20 protein-coding genes, 12 tRNA genes and 4 riboswitches are annotated in these 18,697 nt (G+C 36.8%); of the genes, 30 read left to right on the plus strand and 2 right to left on the minus strand.

Annotation, left to right across the window (positions count from 1 at the left end; translation table 11 throughout):
• The first annotated feature begins 45 nt into the window (after positions 1–45).
• The 14 genes from AC22L0_RS00005 to AC22L0_RS00070 all read left to right on the plus strand — a co-directional run bounded on the left by AC22L0_RS00005 (position 46) and on the right by AC22L0_RS00070 (position 3,154).
• Positions 46–119 (plus strand) — tRNA-Pro (locus tag AC22L0_RS00005).
• Positions 120–135: 16 nt separating this feature from the next.
• Positions 136–208 (plus strand) — tRNA-Ala (locus AC22L0_RS00010).
• Positions 209–228: 20 nt separating this feature from the next.
• A tRNA-Ser gene (locus AC22L0_RS00015) sits at positions 229–321 on the plus strand.
• Positions 322–376: 55 nt separating this feature from the next.
• A tRNA-Ser gene (locus tag AC22L0_RS00020) sits at positions 377–469 on the plus strand.
• 21 nt (positions 470–490) lie between these two features.
• Positions 491–567, plus strand: a tRNA-Met gene (locus AC22L0_RS00025).
• A 3-nt stretch (positions 568–570) separates the two neighbouring features.
• A tRNA-Asp gene (locus AC22L0_RS00030) sits at positions 571–646 on the plus strand.
• An 8-nt stretch (positions 647–654) separates the two neighbouring features.
• Positions 655–730, plus strand: a tRNA-Phe gene (locus AC22L0_RS00035).
• 9 nt (positions 731–739) lie between these two features.
• A tRNA-Thr gene (locus AC22L0_RS00040) sits at positions 740–812 on the plus strand.
• Between the two features lie 6 nt (positions 813–818).
• A tRNA-Trp gene (locus tag AC22L0_RS00045) sits at positions 819–889 on the plus strand.
• 10 nt (positions 890–899) lie between these two features.
• Positions 900–976 (plus strand) — tRNA-Ile (locus AC22L0_RS00050).
• A gap of 8 nt (positions 977–984) precedes the next feature.
• Positions 985–1,059, plus strand: a tRNA-Asn gene (locus tag AC22L0_RS00055).
• A 1-nt stretch (position 1,060) separates the two neighbouring features.
• A tRNA-Glu gene (locus tag AC22L0_RS00060) sits at positions 1,061–1,132 on the plus strand.
• A gap of 129 nt (positions 1,133–1,261) precedes the next feature.
• The gene (locus tag AC22L0_RS00065) at positions 1,262–1,681 is read left to right on the plus strand and encodes a CBS domain-containing protein (protein ID WP_000199011.1); all 420 of its coding nucleotides are present in this window, start codon (positions 1,262–1,264) and stop codon (positions 1,679–1,681) included.
• A gap of 321 nt (positions 1,682–2,002) precedes the next feature.
• Positions 2,003–3,154, plus strand: a complete 1,152-nt coding sequence (locus AC22L0_RS00070; protein WP_000648912.1) for a DUF3965 domain-containing protein — start codon at positions 2,003–2,005, stop codon at positions 3,152–3,154.
• A 240-nt stretch (positions 3,155–3,394) separates the two neighbouring features.
• Here the strand turns inward: AC22L0_RS00070 and AC22L0_RS00075 are convergent, their stop codons facing one another.
• Entirely contained in the window at positions 3,395–3,733 is a 339-nt protein-coding gene (locus AC22L0_RS00075; protein WP_001137824.1) for a hypothetical protein, read from the minus strand.
• Between the two features lie 5 nt (positions 3,734–3,738).
• Positions 3,739–4,893, minus strand: a complete 1,155-nt coding sequence (locus AC22L0_RS00080; protein ID WP_487272078.1) for an SH3 domain-containing protein — start codon at positions 4,891–4,893, stop codon at positions 3,739–3,741.
• Positions 4,894–5,162: 269 nt separating this feature from the next.
• Positions 5,163–5,274: riboswitch (TPP riboswitch) on the plus strand.
• Between the two features lie 60 nt (positions 5,275–5,334).
• Positions 5,335–5,438: riboswitch (TPP riboswitch) on the plus strand.
• Positions 5,439–5,523: 85 nt separating this feature from the next.
• Here AC22L0_RS00080 and tenA point away from each other — a divergent pair.
• The 16 genes from tenA to kdpB all read left to right on the plus strand — a co-directional run bounded on the left by tenA (position 5,524) and on the right by kdpB (position 18,690).
• Entirely contained in the window at positions 5,524–6,219 is a 696-nt protein-coding gene (gene tenA, locus AC22L0_RS00085; protein ID WP_087966361.1) for a thiaminase II, read from the plus strand.
• Entirely contained in the window at positions 6,188–6,937 is a 750-nt protein-coding gene (locus AC22L0_RS00090; protein ID WP_001256793.1) for an ABC transporter ATP-binding protein, read from the plus strand. The genes tenA and AC22L0_RS00090 overlap by 32 nt, the downstream gene beginning before the upstream one ends.
• On the plus strand, positions 6,937–7,689 hold the full coding sequence (locus AC22L0_RS00095; protein WP_087966359.1) for an ABC transporter permease: 753 nt from the start codon (positions 6,937–6,939) through the stop codon (positions 7,687–7,689). Before AC22L0_RS00090 ends, AC22L0_RS00095 begins: the two co-directional genes overlap by 1 nt.
• Entirely contained in the window at positions 7,686–8,687 is a 1,002-nt protein-coding gene (locus AC22L0_RS00100) for an ABC transporter substrate-binding protein (RefSeq protein WP_000670417.1), read from the plus strand. Before AC22L0_RS00095 ends, AC22L0_RS00100 begins: the two co-directional genes overlap by 4 nt.
• A 10-nt stretch (positions 8,688–8,697) precedes the next feature.
• The gene (gene tenI / locus AC22L0_RS00105; RefSeq protein ID WP_000787170.1) at positions 8,698–9,318 is read left to right on the plus strand and encodes a thiazole tautomerase TenI; all 621 of its coding nucleotides are present in this window, start codon (positions 8,698–8,700) and stop codon (positions 9,316–9,318) included.
• Entirely contained in the window at positions 9,311–10,420 is a 1,110-nt protein-coding gene (gene thiO, locus AC22L0_RS00110; protein ID WP_087966358.1) for a glycine oxidase ThiO, read from the plus strand. Before tenI ends, thiO begins: the two co-directional genes overlap by 8 nt.
• Positions 10,421–10,435: 15 nt before the next feature.
• Positions 10,436–10,639, plus strand: a complete 204-nt coding sequence (gene thiS, locus AC22L0_RS00115; RefSeq protein ID WP_061654757.1) for a sulfur carrier protein ThiS — start codon at positions 10,436–10,438, stop codon at positions 10,637–10,639.
• Between the two features lie 2 nt (positions 10,640–10,641).
• Positions 10,642–11,412 carry a thiazole synthase gene (gene thiG / locus AC22L0_RS00120; RefSeq protein ID WP_016117182.1) on the plus strand — a complete coding sequence of 257 codons (771 nt, stop codon included), beginning with the start codon at positions 10,642–10,644 and terminating at the stop codon, positions 11,410–11,412.
• Positions 11,405–12,424 carry a thiazole biosynthesis adenylyltransferase ThiF gene (thiF, locus tag AC22L0_RS00125; protein WP_087966356.1) on the plus strand — a complete coding sequence of 340 codons (1,020 nt, stop codon included), beginning with the start codon at positions 11,405–11,407 and terminating at the stop codon, positions 12,422–12,424. Before thiG ends, thiF begins: the two co-directional genes overlap by 8 nt.
• Positions 12,425–12,439: 15 nt before the next feature.
• On the plus strand, positions 12,440–13,252 hold the full coding sequence (gene thiD, locus AC22L0_RS00130) for a bifunctional hydroxymethylpyrimidine kinase/phosphomethylpyrimidine kinase (RefSeq protein WP_000867378.1): 813 nt from the start codon (positions 12,440–12,442) through the stop codon (positions 13,250–13,252).
• An 85-nt stretch (positions 13,253–13,337) separates the two neighbouring features.
• A riboswitch (cyclic di-AMP (ydaO/yuaA leader) is annotated at positions 13,338–13,485 on the plus strand.
• Positions 13,486–13,578: 93 nt separating this feature from the next.
• Positions 13,579–13,965 carry a hypothetical protein gene (locus AC22L0_RS00135; RefSeq protein ID WP_000424067.1) on the plus strand — a complete coding sequence of 129 codons (387 nt, stop codon included), beginning with the start codon at positions 13,579–13,581 and terminating at the stop codon, positions 13,963–13,965.
• Positions 13,966–13,978: 13 nt separating this feature from the next.
• Complete coding sequence (locus AC22L0_RS00140; protein WP_001985933.1) at positions 13,979–14,212, plus strand: hypothetical protein; 234 nt, start codon at positions 13,979–13,981, stop codon at positions 14,210–14,212.
• A gap of 259 nt (positions 14,213–14,471) precedes the next feature.
• A riboswitch (cyclic di-AMP (ydaO/yuaA leader) is annotated at positions 14,472–14,617 on the plus strand.
• A gap of 100 nt (positions 14,618–14,717) precedes the next feature.
• Complete coding sequence (locus AC22L0_RS00145) at positions 14,718–14,822, plus strand: SipW-dependent-type signal peptide-containing protein (protein WP_000887894.1); 105 nt, start codon at positions 14,718–14,720, stop codon at positions 14,820–14,822.
• Positions 14,822–14,899: a K(+)-transporting ATPase subunit F gene (gene kdpF / locus AC22L0_RS00150; protein ID WP_223153441.1), complete on the plus strand. Its 78-nt coding sequence runs from the start codon at positions 14,822–14,824 to the stop codon at positions 14,897–14,899. Before AC22L0_RS00145 ends, kdpF begins: the two co-directional genes overlap by 1 nt.
• A gap of 19 nt (positions 14,900–14,918) precedes the next feature.
• Complete coding sequence (kdpA, locus tag AC22L0_RS00155; protein ID WP_000638322.1) at positions 14,919–16,586, plus strand: potassium-transporting ATPase subunit KdpA; 1,668 nt, start codon at positions 14,919–14,921, stop codon at positions 16,584–16,586.
• Between the two features lie 13 nt (positions 16,587–16,599).
• Entirely contained in the window at positions 16,600–18,690 is a 2,091-nt protein-coding gene (gene kdpB, locus AC22L0_RS00160) for a potassium-transporting ATPase subunit KdpB (RefSeq protein WP_001247992.1), read from the plus strand.
• Positions 18,691–18,697: the final 7 nt, after the last annotated feature.

The raw sequence follows: 18,697 nt of genomic DNA on the forward strand, positions 1-18,697 counted from the left end.
TCAAGAGGTTAGGGGTTCGACTCCTCTCGGGCGCGCTTTTATTAACGGGAAGTGGCTCAGCTTGGTAGAGCACCTGGTTTGGGACCAGGGGGTCGCAGGTTCAAATCCTGTCTTCCCGATATTCCCAAAAAACATGGGGCCTTAGCTCAGCTGGGAGAGCGCCTGCCTTGCACGCAGGAGGTCAGCGGTTCGATCCCGCTAGGCTCCACTTTATTTAATATATGTCTCGGAGGTATACCCAAGTTCGGCTGAAGGGATCGGTCTTGAAAACCGACAGGCGGTGAGAATCGCGCGGGGGTTCGAATCCCTCTACCTCCTCCATTTTTTCTTTAATGGTTTAGACATATAATAATAAAATATTTATTTTTTCCTTCATGGAGGTATACCCAAGTTCGGCTGAAGGGATCGGTCTTGAAAACCGACAGGCGGCGAGAGTCGCGCGGGGGTTCGAATCCCTCTACCTCCTCCATTTTTTAAAACTTTATATTGTCGCGGGGTGGAGCAGCACGGTAGCTCGTCGGGCTCATAACCCGAAGGTCGCAGGTTCAAATCCTGTCCCCGCAACCAAATGGTCCCGTGGTGTAGTGGTTAACATGCCTGCCTGTCACGCAGGAGATCGCCGGTTCGACCCCGGTCGGGACCGCCATTTATGTTGGCTCGGTAGCTCAGTCGGTAGAGCAGAGGACTGAAAATCCTCGTGTCGGCGGTTCGATTCCGTCCCGAGCCACCATTTTTTTATGCCGGCTTAGCTCAATTGGTAGAGCAACTGACTTGTAATCAGTAGGTTGGGGGTTCAAGTCCTCTAGCCGGCATCATTTAGGGGCATAGTTTAAAGGTAGAACTGAGGTCTCCAAAACCTCCAGTGTGGGTTCGATTCCTACTGCCCCTGTAAAGTATATGGGCCTATAGCTCAGCTGGTTAGAGCGCACGCCTGATAAGCGTGAGGTCGATGGTTCGAGTCCATTTAGGCCCACCATATATTATTCCGCAGTAGCTCAGTGGTAGAGCTATCGGCTGTTAACCGATCGGTCGTAGGTTCGAGTCCTACCTGCGGAGCCATGGCCCGTTGGTCAAGTGGTTAAGACACCGCCCTTTCACGGCGGTAACACGGGTTCGAATCCCGTACGGGTCATACAAAAAAGAGTCAGCATTATGCTGGCTCTTTTTTATTTTGTTAATCCTTTTTATTACGTTACTTTCCAGAAATAAATAAAGGAATTTTGGAAAAGCTATGGTATGTATAAAAAGGAGGAAATAAATAATGACACGAGTTAGAGACTTAATGAGTACCCATATTGTACATTGTACACCGCTAGACAATGTATATGAGGCAGCTGTTAAAATGAAGGAAGAATCAGTTGGATTAATTCCTGTTGTTGAAAATGAGCAAGTTGTTGGGCTTGTTACTGATCGTGATTTAGTCGTTCGAGGGATTGCTGAAAAACATCCTGGATCTAATAAAATTACAAATGTAATGACAACAAATATTATCTCAGTTTCTCCAAATGATTCTATTGAAAAAGCTACAGAGCTAATGGCACAGCATCAAATTAGACGATTACCAGTAGTTGATAGTGGTCAACTTATTGGCATGTTAGCACTAGGAGATTTAGCTATAAGGGAATCAGCAGATGATCAAGCTGGATTTGCCTTGAGTGAAATCTCAGAGCGTACAGAGTAAATTGAAACTTTAATTAACCGAGAGTTTAATGGTCACTCATAAAGAGCTAAATTATATATAAATTTCAGATACATTATTCTAGCATATATGGATTAAACTAATATGTTAGCGTGATGTATCTGAGACATTATATAATAAGGATACGGTTAATAATTTCGACATTTTTTTAAAATTTGTTATTCTTAATTTTTAATAAGAGAAAAGATGATATACTGATAGATATAAGTATTATGATAGATTTTGAATATAACAATATTAATTTTTAGTGGTGCGATAATAAATTAATATTTCCTACATAGATGAAAAGGGAAGGGGAATTATATGAAGGCTGTACAGGGCGATCCAAATTGGAATTTGGTTACAGATACATATATAGAACCAAATAATTTCGCTGAATTATTTTCTTTGCTTGTACCTTGTCACCCAAAAGGTGAGGGGAAAGAACGAACTATATTAGTATGGAAAGAAAAAGAATTTTATAAAGAAGAAAATTTAGCGGCATTTATCGTATATGGCATGAATAAAGCAAAGAAATTACCGCAGTTTCATAAAGATGAAATTCCAACTTTAGTGCGTATTCTTCGCTTATGCCAAGAGATTGGTTGGTATGAAGAGGCAAATGATTTTATGATAGCGCAAGGATTAGCTGAGTTTGTTCATACTTCATTGGAATATGAAACATGGGATCTTTTGACGCAATCAGTTGCTTTAAATTATTTAATTATTAAATATCGTATAGGTGAATTGACAGATAGGGATATTGAAATTTGGGATAGAGTTAAATTTAATGAGAAGTGTATAACCGATTGTAAACATTTATTATCTCATAAAGAAGTATTGGAATTTACATTCTTTTATATGTGCAAGAGAGCGAAATCATTATCAAAAGAGCAATTAAATAGTGATATGATGAGTTTAGCAATGTATTGTAATACTTTTGTATATGATTTGTATACACATGATTTATTACGGAAATATCGTAAGTGTACAGATTTCCTATCATATTATGGACCTAGTCAGGCAGTTTTAGCATGTCAAAGAGCTGTATTATCTCAAATTTCCGATCGCTTAGACCCATTAAAGACAACACATGTAGATGATTATTTATATGTGATGAAAGAAATGATGGAGCATATGACGATAGGAGTAATGGATCGATATGGTCATTTTATTGGAAAGCTACTATCTTATGTGCCATTTTTCGAAATGATACAAGTTCCACAGCATGCATATTATTGTGAAGAATTACTGTATATTTGTAAGGGCATTGAATATAAAGAAGAAACACTACGCAATTATATATTTATACAATTACATGATTGTTTACCATCATTCTTTAGGCTATTTCTTAAAAATAAGCGTTACGCAACGATTCATGATATTCTTTTCTATTGGTGCGATGACGAACAACGAATGAGCTTAGAGAAAAAATATAATCTGAGCTTTATTTATGAAAAATATGCTTGTGGATAAACAATATTTTCGATATGAAAAATTAATATAAATTAAAAAGGATCTCCAGTTTATGTGAGATCCTTTTTTGTTAGTAAAACAAGGAGAAAGTGATTAAGACAAGAAAAAACATTCCATATAGGAGAAGTTGTTCAGTATAACTTCCTTGTATACCAAAAAAAGTATTGGCTTTCTTATACAAATTCAATATGTATTTTATTGGAGTATCTTTGAAAGATTGGTACACAGTGTCTCCTCTTTCTAAGCTTCTTGTTCTTGTTTTTGTTTTTGGTTATAAGGGACATTAATATATCTAGCTACAAATAATAAAACAGCCATAAAGAATACTGGAAATACAGTAGATAAATAAAAGCCATTACTAATTATATTTGTTATGAGAGCACTCAAAAGAAAAATAGCATTATAAATATGGGCAATTTTTTGTTTTAGTTGCACTTGAAATGATTCCATCATAATTTCTAATGCAACAAAAGCAATAATAATAGATAAAAATACAATGTTTGTATTGTAAATGATTAAACAACAGATTAAACCTAAAAAGGCTACGTATTCAATTATAAGAGGTATATTGCGTGGCATACAATTTACCTAACTAAATATGGCAGTGGATTTACTGCATTTGTTTTTTCAAAATTCCATTCTCCATTATGTAATTCAAAATGAAGATGCTGCCCGTATGAATGACCTGTGTTTCCCATATGACCTATTAATTGTCCAGTTTGTACTTGATCACCAGCTTGTACAGTGCGATCCTTCATATGAGCATAAACAGTTGTATATAATTTCCCATTGATTTGATGCGCAATGAAAACAACATTGCCATAGCTAGCTGAATAATAAGATTTCACAACTTTACCTGCAGCAGCAGCTTGGATAGAGACGTTTCCTGGAGCGGCAATATCTATACCATAATGCATTTGTTCCCAGCGTATATCAAAGGTTGAGCTAATTCTTCCTTGAGCAGGGAATTTGAAAGCAGCTGGAATTGATGAAGGTTGATCTGTTTTAGCTTGTGGTTGATTTTGTACTACATAGTGTTTTGCTACATATCCGTATCCTGTGCCAAAACGAATTTTATACCAAGTTCCTACAGTTTCTACTACTTGTACTTGTGTACCGTTTTGTAATGAACCGAGTAGAGGGCTACTTGTACTAGCGTTGCTACGTACATTTAGATTAGGTGTTGCAACAGTATATTTTGTATTATTTTGAACGGTGATTCCTTTTACTAAGGGTTGTGAACCATTAGAGATGAATGCTTTTTGTACGTAACCTGTTTGGCCATTATGCGATATTTTATACCATTCGCCTTGATCTTCTTGAATGGTAATAAACTTGCCATTTGGTAATACATCTAAAATGGAAGATTCTAAATTAGGTTCAGAGCGAACGTTTAATGCATTAGCATTAACGATGTATTGATCATTAGAATGAAGTTTGTTTTTTAGTAAAATAGCATCTTTTTGTACATAACCTACTTTATTATGAACAGATACTTTATACCACTCATTAGTTGTTTCAAGGATGTTCACTTTTGTATTAAAGCGAATTGTATCAATTGATGTGCTTTTTACGTTATCTTCTGTATGTAATGCTACTTGATCGACTTTGACATACCCAGTTTTAATATTAGATAATTGTTCAGCGTTTGCTTTTTGTACATTTGTTTCACCCATAGAAGGAAGTAAAGAAGCAATCGCTACAGTAGTTGCTGTTAAAGCAGTAGCTTTCATATTCATGGAATAGAGACCTCCTCTAGTTGTATAGTTGTAATTTTATTATAGTATAAAGATATAATATAGTGGGTGTATTCACATAAATGTAATATGAAATCAATATAAAAATAAATTTTTTGAGGATAATGATTCCTTCTTATGCAATTAATTGGGGTTTTATTTTCTAAAATAGAATGTATGTATTGTATAAATTTGATATTCTGTTAATAATTAAGAAAATTAAAAAAGTTGATGATGTCTTATTAGGGTGTTATACTGACAGTGATAATTATATAGTTTGCTAGGAGAGCTGGTGTTGCCAGCTGAGAGTAGGCCGTAAGCCTTTGATCCTTTTTATTACCTGATCTAGATTATGCTAGCGTAGGGAAGCAATTCGGACACTAACAATGAGTCCCCGTTTCTTTGCGTATAGAAACGGGGCTTTTTTATTTGAAAATTTCATATTGAAACCACTAGGGGTGCTTGATTTGCTGAGAGAGGAATAATCCTTAACCCTTACAACACCTGATCTAGGTAATACTAGCGAAGGGAAGTGGAACATCGAATAAATGTATAACTTTATTTGCTGTAACCACTTCTTATATATAGAAGTGGTTTTTTATTTAGATACATATATTGAAAGGGGATAGAGAAATGAAATTTTGCGATAGATTATTAGAAACTGTGCAACCGGTTTGGGAGATGAGTCATAATCATCCGTTTGTAGTAGGTATGGGAGATGGCACGTTAGAAAAAGATAAATTCCAGTATTATATTATTCAAGATTATTTATATCTGCTAGATTATGCAAAGTTATATGCGATTGGTGTTGTAAAAGCAACGAATCCACAAGTAATGGGAAAGTTCGCTGAACAAATTGATGGAATATTAAATGGCGAAATGACAATCCATAAACAATATGCAAAAAGACTTGGAATTTCTATAGAGGAGATAGAGTCTGCGAAACCATCTGCTAAAAATTTAGCTTATACAAATTACATGATGTCTGTATCTCAAAATGGCACACTTGCGGAATTAATAGCAGCGCTTCTTCCATGTATGTGGAGCTATTGGGAAATTGGAAAGCGTTTAAATGATATTCCTGGAGCAAGAGATCATGAGTTTTTTGGTGAGTGGATTCAAGGATATAGTTCGGGAGAATACGGTAATCTGTGTATTTGGTTAATAGATTTATTAAATGAAATGGCAGTGGGAAAGTCTGAGACAGAACTAGAAAGATTAGAGGAGATTTTCTTATATTCCAGTCGATTTGAATATTTATTCTGGGATATGTCCTATCGTAAGGAGATGTGGGGATTTGAGGAGCAAGAACATACTACAGTTTCATAATGTTTCTTTTCATTACGATGAGAAACCAATCATCCATGAATTAAATGCTTCTATACATGAGAAAGAGTTTGTCAGTATTATCGGACCGAGTGGATGTGGGAAAAGTACTTTATTTCGCCTTATTACAGGTCTAGAAAAGGTAAGTACTGGACAGATAGAACTGACAGAAACAAAGCACCATCCTGTAGGATATATGCCGCAAAAAGATATGCTTTTGCCGTGGAGAACAATTATTGAGAATGCTGCCCTGCCGCTAGAGTGCCAAGGTGTACAGAAGAAAGAAGCACAAGTAAAGGCAAAGGAACTGTTACATAAATTTGGTTTGCAAGGGTATGAGAAAAAATATCCGAAAGATTTATCTGGTGGTATGAGACAACGTGTATCTTTTATTCGAACTTTATTAACAGGCGGGGAAATATTGCTGTTAGATGAACCATTTAGTGCGTTGGATGCTTTAACGAAGACCTCTTTGCAAGAATGGTTGTTTGAACAATGGCAAGAGTGGGAAAAAACAATTTTATTCATTACTCATGATGTTGAAGAAGCGTTATTTCTTTCAAACCGAGTTTTAGTAGTGGAACAGCAGCCGATAACGACTTTGACTGAGCGGACTGTACCGCTTGATCATAACAGAACACGAAAAGATTTATATAAACCGGAAGTATTAGCGCTGAAAGATGAGCTTCTTAGTATGTTACAAAGGCAGGTACTTGTGTGATGAACCGATTGAAAGAATTAGTTCCTGCTATTACACTTTCTAGTATTTTACTAGCTGTGTGGGAAATAGGAGCAAGAATTGTAGATGAGATGTACATTTTACCGTCACCTTCTGCGATTGTAATGAAGATATGGAAACTAAAAGACATATTATTTACAGTTCATTTACCTGCAACGTTATACGTCGTTTTAATAGGTGTTGTTATCTCTATCGTATTAGGTGTAGGGCTAGCGATGTTAATGAATGCGAGTACATGGATGGAGAGAGCATTTTATCCATTATTAGTTGCTTCACAAACGATTCCGATTACTGCGCTTGCTCCGCTATTTGTTTTATGGTTTGGATACACAATTTGGAGTAAGGTTGTTGTCACAGTTTTAATTACGTTTTTCCCAATTGCGGTCAATACGTATGATGGACTGCGTAGTACGAAAAAAGAATGGGAGGAGCTCTTAGTTACATATGGAGCAACAAAAAGAGATATTTTTCTTAAATTAAAGTTGCCGTCTGCTCTTCCTTATTTTTTCTCAGCTTTACAAATTGCAGTTCCGCTTAGTGTTATCGGAGCAGCAATTGGAGAATGGCTCGGTGCACAAGCTGGGCTTGGATATTTCAGTAAGAGAATGATGACGCAGTTAGATGGAGCTGGCGTATTTGCACCTATTGTATTGTTATCATTATTAGCTATTTTCTTCGTCGTAATTATTTCCATATTAGAAAAGAAATTCATTAGTTGGAGGAAGTATTCATGAAATTTTTAAAGCGCATCTTTGTGTTTACATTATTAATTGCAATAATTGCAGGATGTTCGAGTAATTCAGCATCAGACAAAAGTAAAAAAGAGAAAGAAATAACAGTCATGTTAGATTGGTATCCAAATGCGGTACATAGCTTTATCTATGCAGCAATTGAAAAAGGATACTTTAAAGAAGAAGGTGTAAAGGTAAATATTAAATTCCCTTCTAATCCGACTGATCCATTAACGCTGGCAGCAGCAGGGAAGGTAACAGTTGGCTTGTATTATCAGCCAGATGTTGTTATGGCGAGAGCGAATGAGCAAATTCCAGTGAAATCAATTGGAGCTGTCGTACGTTCACCATTAAATCATGTTGTATCACTGAAATCAGCGGGCATTCAATCACCGAAAGATTTAGAAGGAAAAACAGTAGGATACTCTGGAACACCTTTAAGTGAGATGTATTTAAAAACGATGGTAAAAGAAGCTGGTGGTAATCCTGATACAGTGAAAGTAGTTGATGTTGGATTTGATTTAGTACCAGCATTAATTACGAAGAAAGTAGATGCGGTAACAGGGGCATACATTAACCATGAAGTACCTGTTATGCGTCATGAAGGCCATGAACCAGCGTACTTTAATCCAGCTGATTACGGAGTACCAAACTACCATGAGCTTGTGTTTGTAACAGGTGATAAAACGTTGAAAAAAGATAAAGAAGCGTTGCAAGCTTTCTTACGTGGTACGAAAAAGGGCTATGATTTCATGAAGAAAAACCCAGATGAAGCATTGAATATTTTATTAAATCATCAAGAAAAAGAAAACTTCCCACTTGTGCCAGAAGTTGAAAAGGAAAGTATGAAAATTTTATTAGAGAAGATGGAAACGAAAGATGAGCCATTCTTATCAGATTCAAAAGAATCTTGGGAGAAACAAAATAAGTGGCTGAAGAACAAAGGAATGACGAAAGAAACCGTCCCAGCCGATGAACTATTCGAAAATATTTTAAAGTAGACGAATGAATATGAAAAATGAGCTCCACGTAATCTCAAATGGCCATATGCCATTCGAAGAGTTAGTGAATGTAGCGATGCAAATTGAGAGTGAGATTGATTATTTGCATATTCGTGAGCGTGAGAAGAGTACGAAGGAATTATATGAAGGTGTGGAAAGTCTATTAATGGAGGGCTTTCCGGCTTCTAAAATTGTCATAAACGATCGAATTGATATTGCAATTTTATTAAATATACCTCGTGTTCAACTAGGATATCGAAGTACAGATGTAAAGTCAGTGAAAGAAAAGTTTTCGTATTTGCATGTCGGTTATTCTGTGCATTCGCTAGATGAAGCAATAGTAGCTTTTAAAAATGGAGCGGATTCACTCGTTTATGGCCATGTATTTCCGACAGATTGTAAAAAAGGTGTGCCAGCGAGAGGGCTTGAAGAAATTTCAGACATTGCAAGGTGTTTATCTATACCGATTACAGCAATTGGAGGAATTACCCCAGAAAACACAGTGGATGTTCTTACTAACGGTGTAAGTGGTATAGCAGTTATGTCTGGAATTGTAAGTAGTAGTAACCCGTATAGCAAAGCGAAATCTTATAAGGAATCAATAAGAAAGTGGGCGGAAAAACATGTGTGAGAAGTATGATGTAGCGATTATTGGTGGTGGTGTAATTGGCAGTTCAGTTGCACATTTTCTAGCAGAAAGAGGACATAAAGTAGCGATTGTGGAGAAGCGAAGTATTGCATCGGAAGCTTCCAAAGCAGCTGCTGGTTTACTTGGTGTTCAGGCAGAATGGGATGCGTATGATCCGCTATTTGAACTTGCTAGAGAAAGCCGAGCTATATTTCCACAACTTGCAGCAGTTTTACGTGAAAAGACGGGTGTTGATATTGGATATGAAGAAAAAGGAATTTATCGTATTGCTCAAAATGAAGATGAGAAGGAAAGAATTCTTCACATTATGGATTGGCAGCAGAAAACAGGTGAAGATTCTTATTTTCTAACGGGAGACCATGTGCGGGAAAAAGAGCCATATCTATCTGAATCTATTATAGGAGCAGTATATTATCCGAAAGACGGTCATGTTATTGCACCAGAGCTTACGAAAGCATTCGCACATTCTGCGGCAATTTCCGGTGCTGATATATATGAACAGACAGAAGTATTTGATATCCGTATTGAAAATAATAAAGTGACTGGAGTTATTACAAGTGAAGGTATTGTCACATGTGAGAAAGTCGTTATTGCAGGAGGTTCATGGAGCACGAAGTTACTCAGTTATTTTCACCGCGATTGGGGTACATATCCAGTTAAAGGAGAAGTGGTTGCGGTAAGAAGTAGAAAACAACTTTTAAAAGCACCTATTTTTCAAGAAAGATTTTACATTACTCCAAAGCGCGGTGGACGTTACGTAATTGGGGCAACAATGAAGCCACATACGTTCAATAAAACTGTGCAGCCAGAAAGTATAACTTCTATATTAGAGCGTGCTTATACAATATTGCCAGCTTTAAAAGAAGCAGAATGGGAAAGCACATGGGCAGGATTAAGACCACAATCGAATCATGAAGCTCCTTATATGGGAGAGCATGAAGAAATAAAAGGTTTATATGCTTGCACGGGCCATTATCGAAATGGTATTTTATTAAGTCCTGTTTCTGGCCAATATATGGCTGATTTAATAGAAGGAAAGCAAGAGAATCATTTGCTAGATTCATTGCTTTCTAGAAGAGTTTAGAAAGGGGATGGAAGTTTGAACTTAAAAATTAATGGTAACCAAATTGAAGTGCCATCGAGTGTAAAAACAGTAGCTGAGCTACTTACACATTTAGAGCTAGATAACAGAATTGTTGTAGTAGAGCGTAATAAAGATATTTTACAAAAAGATGATCATACAGATACATCTGTTTTTGATGGAGACCAAATTGAGATTGTAACTTTCGTAGGAGGCGGTTGATTATGTTAAACATTGGACCATTTTCATTTCATTCTAGACTTTTATTAGGAACAGGTAAATTCCCTGATTTTGACGTGCAGCAAAAGGCAATTGACGTTTCTGAAGCTGAAATTTTAACGTTTGCAGTACGTCGTATGGATATCTTTGATGCAAAGCAACCTAATTTATTAGAGAAACTTGATGTGAAAAAATATACGTTATTACCAAATACAGCAGGGGCAAAAAACGCTGAAGAGGCTGTTCGTATTGCAAAATTAGCAAAAGCCTCTGGGCTTTGTGACATGATAAAGGTAGAAGTTATTGGTGATGATAGAACGTTATTACCTGATCCGGTAGAAACGTTAAAGGCATCTGAAATGTTACTAGAAGAAGGATTTATCGTACTTCCGTATACATCTGATGATGTTGTATTAGCACGTAAATTACAAGAGCTTGGCGTGCATGCGATTATGCCAGGAGCATCTCCAATCGGATCAGGACTTGGTATTGTAAATCCATTAAATTTGAGCTTCATTATTGAACAAGCGACAGTACCAGTTATCGTTGATGCCGGTATTGGTAGTCCAGCTGATGCAGCATTTGCAATGGAATTAGGAGCAGATGGCGTGTTATTAAATACAGCTGTATCAGGAGCAAAAGATCCTATTAAAATGGCAAAAGCAATGAAATTAAGTATTGAAGCAGGCCGTTTAGGATTTGAAGCAGGTCGTATTGCACGTAAGCGTTGTGCAACTGCAAGTAGTCCTTTAGAAGGAATGAGCGTAGTTGAATAATCGATATTCTCGCCAAGAACTATTTTCTCCAATTGGAGAAGAAGGACAGCAAAAGATAAGAGAAAAGCATGTGCTTATTATCGGTGCAGGTGCATTAGGTAGTGCAAATGCAGAGATGTTTGTAAGAGCAGGTGTTGGCAAGATAACAATTGTTGACCGTGATTATGTAGATTGGAGTAATTTACAAAGACAACAATTGTATGCAGAGAGCGACGTAAAGAATAATCTTCCAAAAGCTATAGCGGCTAAAAAACGTTTAGAAGAGATTAATAGCGATGTAACAATAGAAGCTCTCGTTCAAGATGTAACAGCTGAAGAGCTAGAAGAACTTGTTATAAATGTTGATGTAATTATTGATGCGACTGATAATTTCGAAACGCGCTTTATTGTAAATGATATAGCACAAAAATATTCTATTCCATGGATTTACGGTGCATGTGTAGGTAGTTACGGTCTTTCTTACACAATCCTTCCTAGTAAAACACCATGTTTATCATGTTTATTACAGTCGATTCCGCTTGGCGGGGCAACATGTGATACAGCGGGTATTATATCACCTGCTGTATCTCTTGTCGTTTCTCATCAAGTAACAGAAGCTCTTAAACTGTTAGTAGAAGATTACGAATCACTTCGAGATGGGCTTGTATCGTTTGATATGTGGAAGAATGAGTATTCATGTATGAATGTGCAAAAGCTTCGCCAGCATAATTGTCCTTCATGCGGAGAGAATGCATTATATCCGTATTTAAATAAAGAGAACACATCAAAAACAGCAGTTTTATGCGGGCGAAATACAGTTCAAATTAGACCACCTCATAAAGATAAAATAAATTTTGAACAATATAAAGAGTTGTTGGAAGGTCGTGTGAATGATTTAAATATAAATCCATATTTACTATCATTTTCTATTGAAGACAAGAGGTTAGTCGCCTTTAAAGATGGCCGTGTGCTCGTACATGGAACGAAAGATATAAGCGAAGCAAAAACGATTTATCATCGCTATTTTGGATAGAAAAGGATGAGTGGGATGAAAGTGAATAAAGCTTTAACAATTGCAGGGTCTGATAGCGGCGGCGGTGCTGGAATTCAGGCAGATTTAAAAACATTCCAAGAGCTTGGTGTATACGGAATGACGGCTATTACGGCGATTACTGCTCAAAACACGCTTGGCGTTCAAGGGGTATATCCTGTTCCGTTAGAAGGTATTACAGAACAGCTGAATTCAATTGGTACGGATTTAACACCAGATGCAGTGAAACTAGGAATGTTATTTAGTAGTGAAATAATTCAAATTGTTGCAGAACAAATTAAAAAGTTTGGCTGGAATAATATTGTGCTAGATCCCGTTATGATTGCAAAAGGCGGTGCATCATTATTACAGCAAGAAGCAGTTCAAGCATTAAAAGAATATTTATTACCAGTAGCAACTGTTATAACACCGAATGTCCCAGAAGCAGAAGTGTTAACTGGGATGGAGATTCATAATGTTGAAGATAGTAAGGAAGCTGCAAAAGTATTGCATGAATTAGGTGCTAAATATGTGCTTATGAAGGGCGGACATGCAGAATATCAAGGGAATGAAGTAATTGATTTCCTCTTTGATGGAGAAAAATTTATTGAGTTTAGAAGCGAGCGAATTCCTTCAAAGCAAACGCATGGAAGTGGGTGTACATTTGCTTCAGCGGTTACAGCAGGACTTGCGAAAGGATACTCAATTGAAGATGCTGTTCAAGAAGCAAAACGATTTATTAGTATAGCAATTGAAGAGCCATTGAATATTGGTAGTGGCCATGGGCCGACGAATCATTTTGCATATAAAGTGAATAGAATGCGTGCATAGGTAAGTGAAAAGCCAGTTTTATAACTGGCTTTTTTTCTGTTTACTTTTTCAAAATACAGGAGTAATATATCAGCCAGAATACATTTTTTTGTAAACGCTGAGTCCAATTATATGGAGCGGAGGAACCAATTAGTGCGTAGGCACTAGGGGTGAATCTTTCAAGTTTGAAAGTAGGGCTACTCTCAAAGTCCGAATCCGACAGCTAACTTCGTAAGCGTCTTGAGAGAGGACGGTGCCATGATGGATACATCACTTCATCGATCTGATTAGTATAGGGGAATATCAATCTATGTTTGATTTCTTTTATACTAAGGAGGATGAGGTACATGGAACTAACACTTATTTGTGTTGGAGAAGAAAGTAAGGTAGATAGTTTAAGAGATCTAGTATCATTTCAACATGAGTTAATTATTTTTACAGCAAATGAAGAGATAGCGGCTGAAGTTAGGAATTGTGGGTTTGATTGGACTTATAGCTGCAGTAAGGAGCAGGACTTTACTAGTATTTGTGAGTGTATTAAGAAGGTGATTTTACTAGGGGATGAGCTTCCAATCGTTAGTTTTTTCACAGAACACATTCGCTTTTCTTTTCAAGCACCTATTACTGTTGTTACAAGGAATAAACGATATCCAGCGAGGCTCTATGAAACAATTGGAGCTAAGTTTGTCGTGTTTACAAATTGTGATAATATTTCTTTTTTATTTTTTGAATAGGGCGGGGGAAGAAATGATGAAGGTACTATTACTTGGAGATATAGCAAATCGTTGGGCAGTATCGGTAGAGCGAGTTCAAGAATTGGTTCAGATCGATCCCCTTTTTCCAGGGCCGTATATTATATTACCATCAAAAGATGCTTTGTATTTAGAGGTGGATATTACCGAGTATGAGCAGCTACATGCAGAATTGACACAAGTTTATATTCGCGGGAGAAATTTACGTGCATTTTTACGAGGAGAATAAAGGTTGAATAAAAAGAGCGAATGCTGAGTGCAACAAGCTATGCACTTCATCTCATTCGCTCTTTTTATTTCATATTTAAAAGGTCATTTTTAAGAAAAGAGAAGAGAAATAAAGAAAATAGATGAAATAATAGTAATAATCTTCAATGTAAGCGTTTAAATGAATGTAAATATTATTATTTTCAGTAATTTACCCCTTTACAAGTGAAATATAGAGGAGTATATTTACTCTCATAAATCATTCATAAAATTTCCAAAAAAACCTAAAATCGCTGAGTTCCAGAAATGGAGCGGGGGAACCAATTTTGTGCATCGTCACTTGGGGTGAATCTTTCAGTTTTGAAAGTAGGGCTACTCTTTAGGCCCGAATCCGACAGCTAACCTCGTAAGCGTTTAGAGAGGAGGTTTACTTTTTGTTGTTCATTTTTTGAACACTGAGTAGAGCTCAGTGTTCTTTTTTAACATTTAAATGGTAAATTTTAACAAAAACAAAGCGAGGGATAGCTATGTTAGATGTTGTAATGGTCGGGATTTTTATTTTATTAGTTGCATCAATGGCAAGTCTTGCAAGTTGGTCAGATAAAGTTGTGAAAGAAGGAAAGCAATCATGATGATTGTCTTATCGGTTATTGTCGCAGCAATTACAGTGTATTTAGTGTATGCATTATTAAATCCAGAGAAGTTTTAATTAGGGGGAATCATTCATTATGATTTGGGTTGCAGTCATTATTACAATGCTCTTGTTTATTTTAGTAGCAAAGCCAACGGGGATTTATTTAGAAAAAGCTTTTCAAGGTAGCAAAAAGCTAGATAAAGTATTCGGGCCTTTTGAAAAAATTATTTTTAAAATTACGGGTGTAAAAGAATACAATCAAACGTGGAAACAGTACGCATTATCATTAGTTTTACTCAACGGATTTATGATTGTTATTGTATATTTCATTTTCAGATTACAAGGTGTATTGCCGCTAAATCCAGCGCATATTGAAGGAATGGAGCCTACGCTCGCTTTTAATACAGCAATTAGTTTTATGGCTGATACAAACTTACAGCATTATAGCGGTGAAAATGGCTTATCTTATTTATCACAATTAATCGGGATTACATTTTTAATGTTCGCAGCACCAGCAACAACATTAGCGCTCGTTATGGCATTTATAAGAGGGCTCGCTGGAAAAGAACTCGGTAACTTTTTCGTTGATTTTACGAGAGCGTTAACGAGAGTATTTCTTCCTATCGCTTTTATTACGGCGTTAATCTTTGTCGCTCTTGGTGTACCGCAAACGTTAGATGGGGCTGTTACAGCACATACGATTGAAGGTGCAAAGCAAAGTATATTACGCGGACCAGTTGCATCATTCGTGTCCATTAAGGAACTTGGAAATAACGGTGGTGGATTTTTCGGAGCAAACTCTACGCATCCTTTTGAAAATCCAGGACAAATGAGTAATATTTTGCAAATGATGCTTATGATGTTATTACCAACTGCACTTCCGTTTACGTACGGACGAATGGTAGGAAATAAAAAGCAAGGTCGTATCCTTTTCGTATCACTATTCATGATGTTTTTACTAGGATTTATCACAATTACGACATCTGAATTACATGGAAATCCAGTATTAAATGAAATGGGTATCCAGCATGTACAAGGAAGTGCAGAAGGAAAAGAAGTGAGGTTCGGAACAGTATTTTCTTCCCTTTATGCGACAGTAACGACTGCTGCGGAAACAGGTGCTGTTAATACGATGCATGATACGTTAACACCAATTGGTGGTTTAGTACCACTCGTAAATATGATGTTAAATACAGTATATGGCGGCGTTGGAGCAGGCTTTGTGAACATTATTATGTATGCAATTATCGCGGTGTTTATATCTGGGTTAATGGTTGGACGGACACCAGAGTTTTTAGGTAAAAAGATTGAAGGTAAGGAAATGAAATTAATCGCGGTCACGATTTTATTTCATCCATTGCTCATTTTAGGCTTTTCGGCATTAGCTCTTTCAACAAATTTAGGGACGGATGCTATTTCTCATTCCGGTTTCCACGGTTTAACGCAAGTTGTATATGAGTATACATCGTCAGCTGCGAATAACGGATCTGGATTTGAAGGATTAGGAGATAATACACCGTTTTGGAATATTACGACTGGTTTAGTTATGTTTTTAGGACGTTACTTCAGTTTAATTACGATGCTAGCTGTGGCAGCTTCGTTGAAAGAAAAAACGGTAGTGCCAGAAACAGTCGGAACGTTCCGTACAGATAATAGTTTATTTGGTGGCATCTTCATCGGAACAATTGTAATTGTTGGTGCATTAACATTCTTTCCGATGTTAGTACTCGGACCAATTGCAGAATTTCTTACATTGAAGTAATGGAGGGTAAATGATGAGACCGGTAGTAGTAAAAGAAAAACAATTAAATGAGTCACAAATACATGCTGTAGAAGATGAAGTTAGACAAGCGAAAACGATGGATCGTGATATCGTAACACATGCGATGAAGCAATCCATTGCGAAATTGAATCCGAAAGTCATGATAAAGAATCCGATTATGTTCGTTGTGGAAATTGGATTTATCATTACGTTCATTTTATCTTTTCTTCCAAGTAGTTCTAGTAGTATACCAGGTTGGTTTAATATAACAGTTTCTCTCATTCTATTATTTACAGTTTTATTTGCGAATTTTGCAGAAGCATTAGCAGAAGGTCGTGGTAAAGCGCAAGCCGATTCTTTAAAGCAGTCAAAGAAAGATGTGTTTGCAAATGTTGTAAAAGAAAATGGAGACATTGTCCAAGTTTCAGCAACTGATCTTACAAAAGGTGACGTTGTTATCGTAAAACAAGGGGAAATGATTCCGAATGATGGCGAAGTAATCAAAGGATTAGCATCTGTAGATGAATCTGCAATTACAGGGGAATCAGCTCCTGTTATAAAAGAAGCAGGCGGTGATTTTTGTTCCGTAACAGGTGGAACGATGGTCGTAAGTGATGAAATTACAATTGTCATTACGAGTAATCCTGGTGAATCATTTATAGACAAAATGATTTCTTTAGTAGAAGGAGCTGCTCGTCAAAAAACGCCGAATGAGATTGCTTTAAATACAGTATTAACGAGCTTAACTCTTATTTTCTTGATCGTCGTTGTGACGTTGCCGATTTTTACAAATTATTTAGGGTTTCAAATTGATACTGCTGTGCTAGTTGCATTATTAGTTTGTTTAATTCCAACGACAATTGGTGGGCTATTATCGGCAATTGGTATTGCTGGGATGGACCGTGTGACAAAGTTTAACGTGTTAGCGATGTCGGGGAAAGCAGTAGAAGCTGCTGGCGATATTAATACAATTATTTTAGATAAAACAGGTACAATTACTTTTGGGAACCGGATGGCTCATACATTATTGCCTGTAGGAAATGAAACGATTGAGCAAGTTGGAAAGTGGGCCGCTATTAGTTCTGTTTTAGATGAAACACCAGAAGGTCGATCTGTTATCGAGTATGTGCAGGGAAAATCTATATCATACAATAGAGAACTTGCAGAACAAGGTGAGTTTGTTCCGTTTAAAGCAGAAACGAGAATGAGTGGTGTTGATTTACAAGACGGAACGAAAGTGAGAAAAGGTGCTGTAGGTGCCGTTATTGAATGGGTTGAGTCACAAGGCGGAATAATTCCGAAAGATGTAAATCAAAAAGCAGACTTAATTTCAAAAGAGGGTGGAACACCACTTGTAGTTGCAGTAGATAATCGTATTTACGGTTTAATTTATTTAAAGGATACAGTAAAACCGGGTATGCGTGAGCGTTTTGAACAGTTACGCCAAATGGGGATTAAAACGGTTATGTGTACAGGTGATAATCCGTTAACGGCAGCAACGATTGCAAAAGAAGCTGGAGTAGATGAATTCGTTGCCGAGTGTAAACCGGAAGATAAAATTGCTGTTATTAAAGCAGAGCAAGATAAAGGGAAACTTGTAGCGATGACAGGTGATGGTACAAATGATGCTCCAGCATTAGCACAGGCGGACGTTGGATTAGCGATGAACAGTGGTACGACAGCAGCGAAAGAAGCGGCTAACATGATTGATCTAGACTCGAATCCAACGAAAATTATTGAGGTTGTAGGAATCGGTAAGCAATTGTTAATGACACGAGGTGCTTTAACGACGTTTAGTATTGCGAATGATATAGCGAAATATTTTGCAATCATTCCAGCAATGTTTACACTTGCGATTCCGCAAATGGAGGCATTGAACATTATGAAATTAACATCACCACTGTCAGCGATTTTATCAGCATTAATATTTAACGCTGTTATTATTCCATTACTCATTCCGTTAGCGATGAAAGGTATTGCATATAAACCGATGAGTTCTAATGCATTGCTTAGCCGAAACTTACTTATTTATGGGCTTGGCGGAGTTATCGTTCCGTTCATTGGAATTAAGGTAATTGATATGATTGTCGGCTTGTTCATATAAGGAAGAG

It is taken from the genome of Bacillus sp. LQ01 (genome assembly GCF_057624735.1).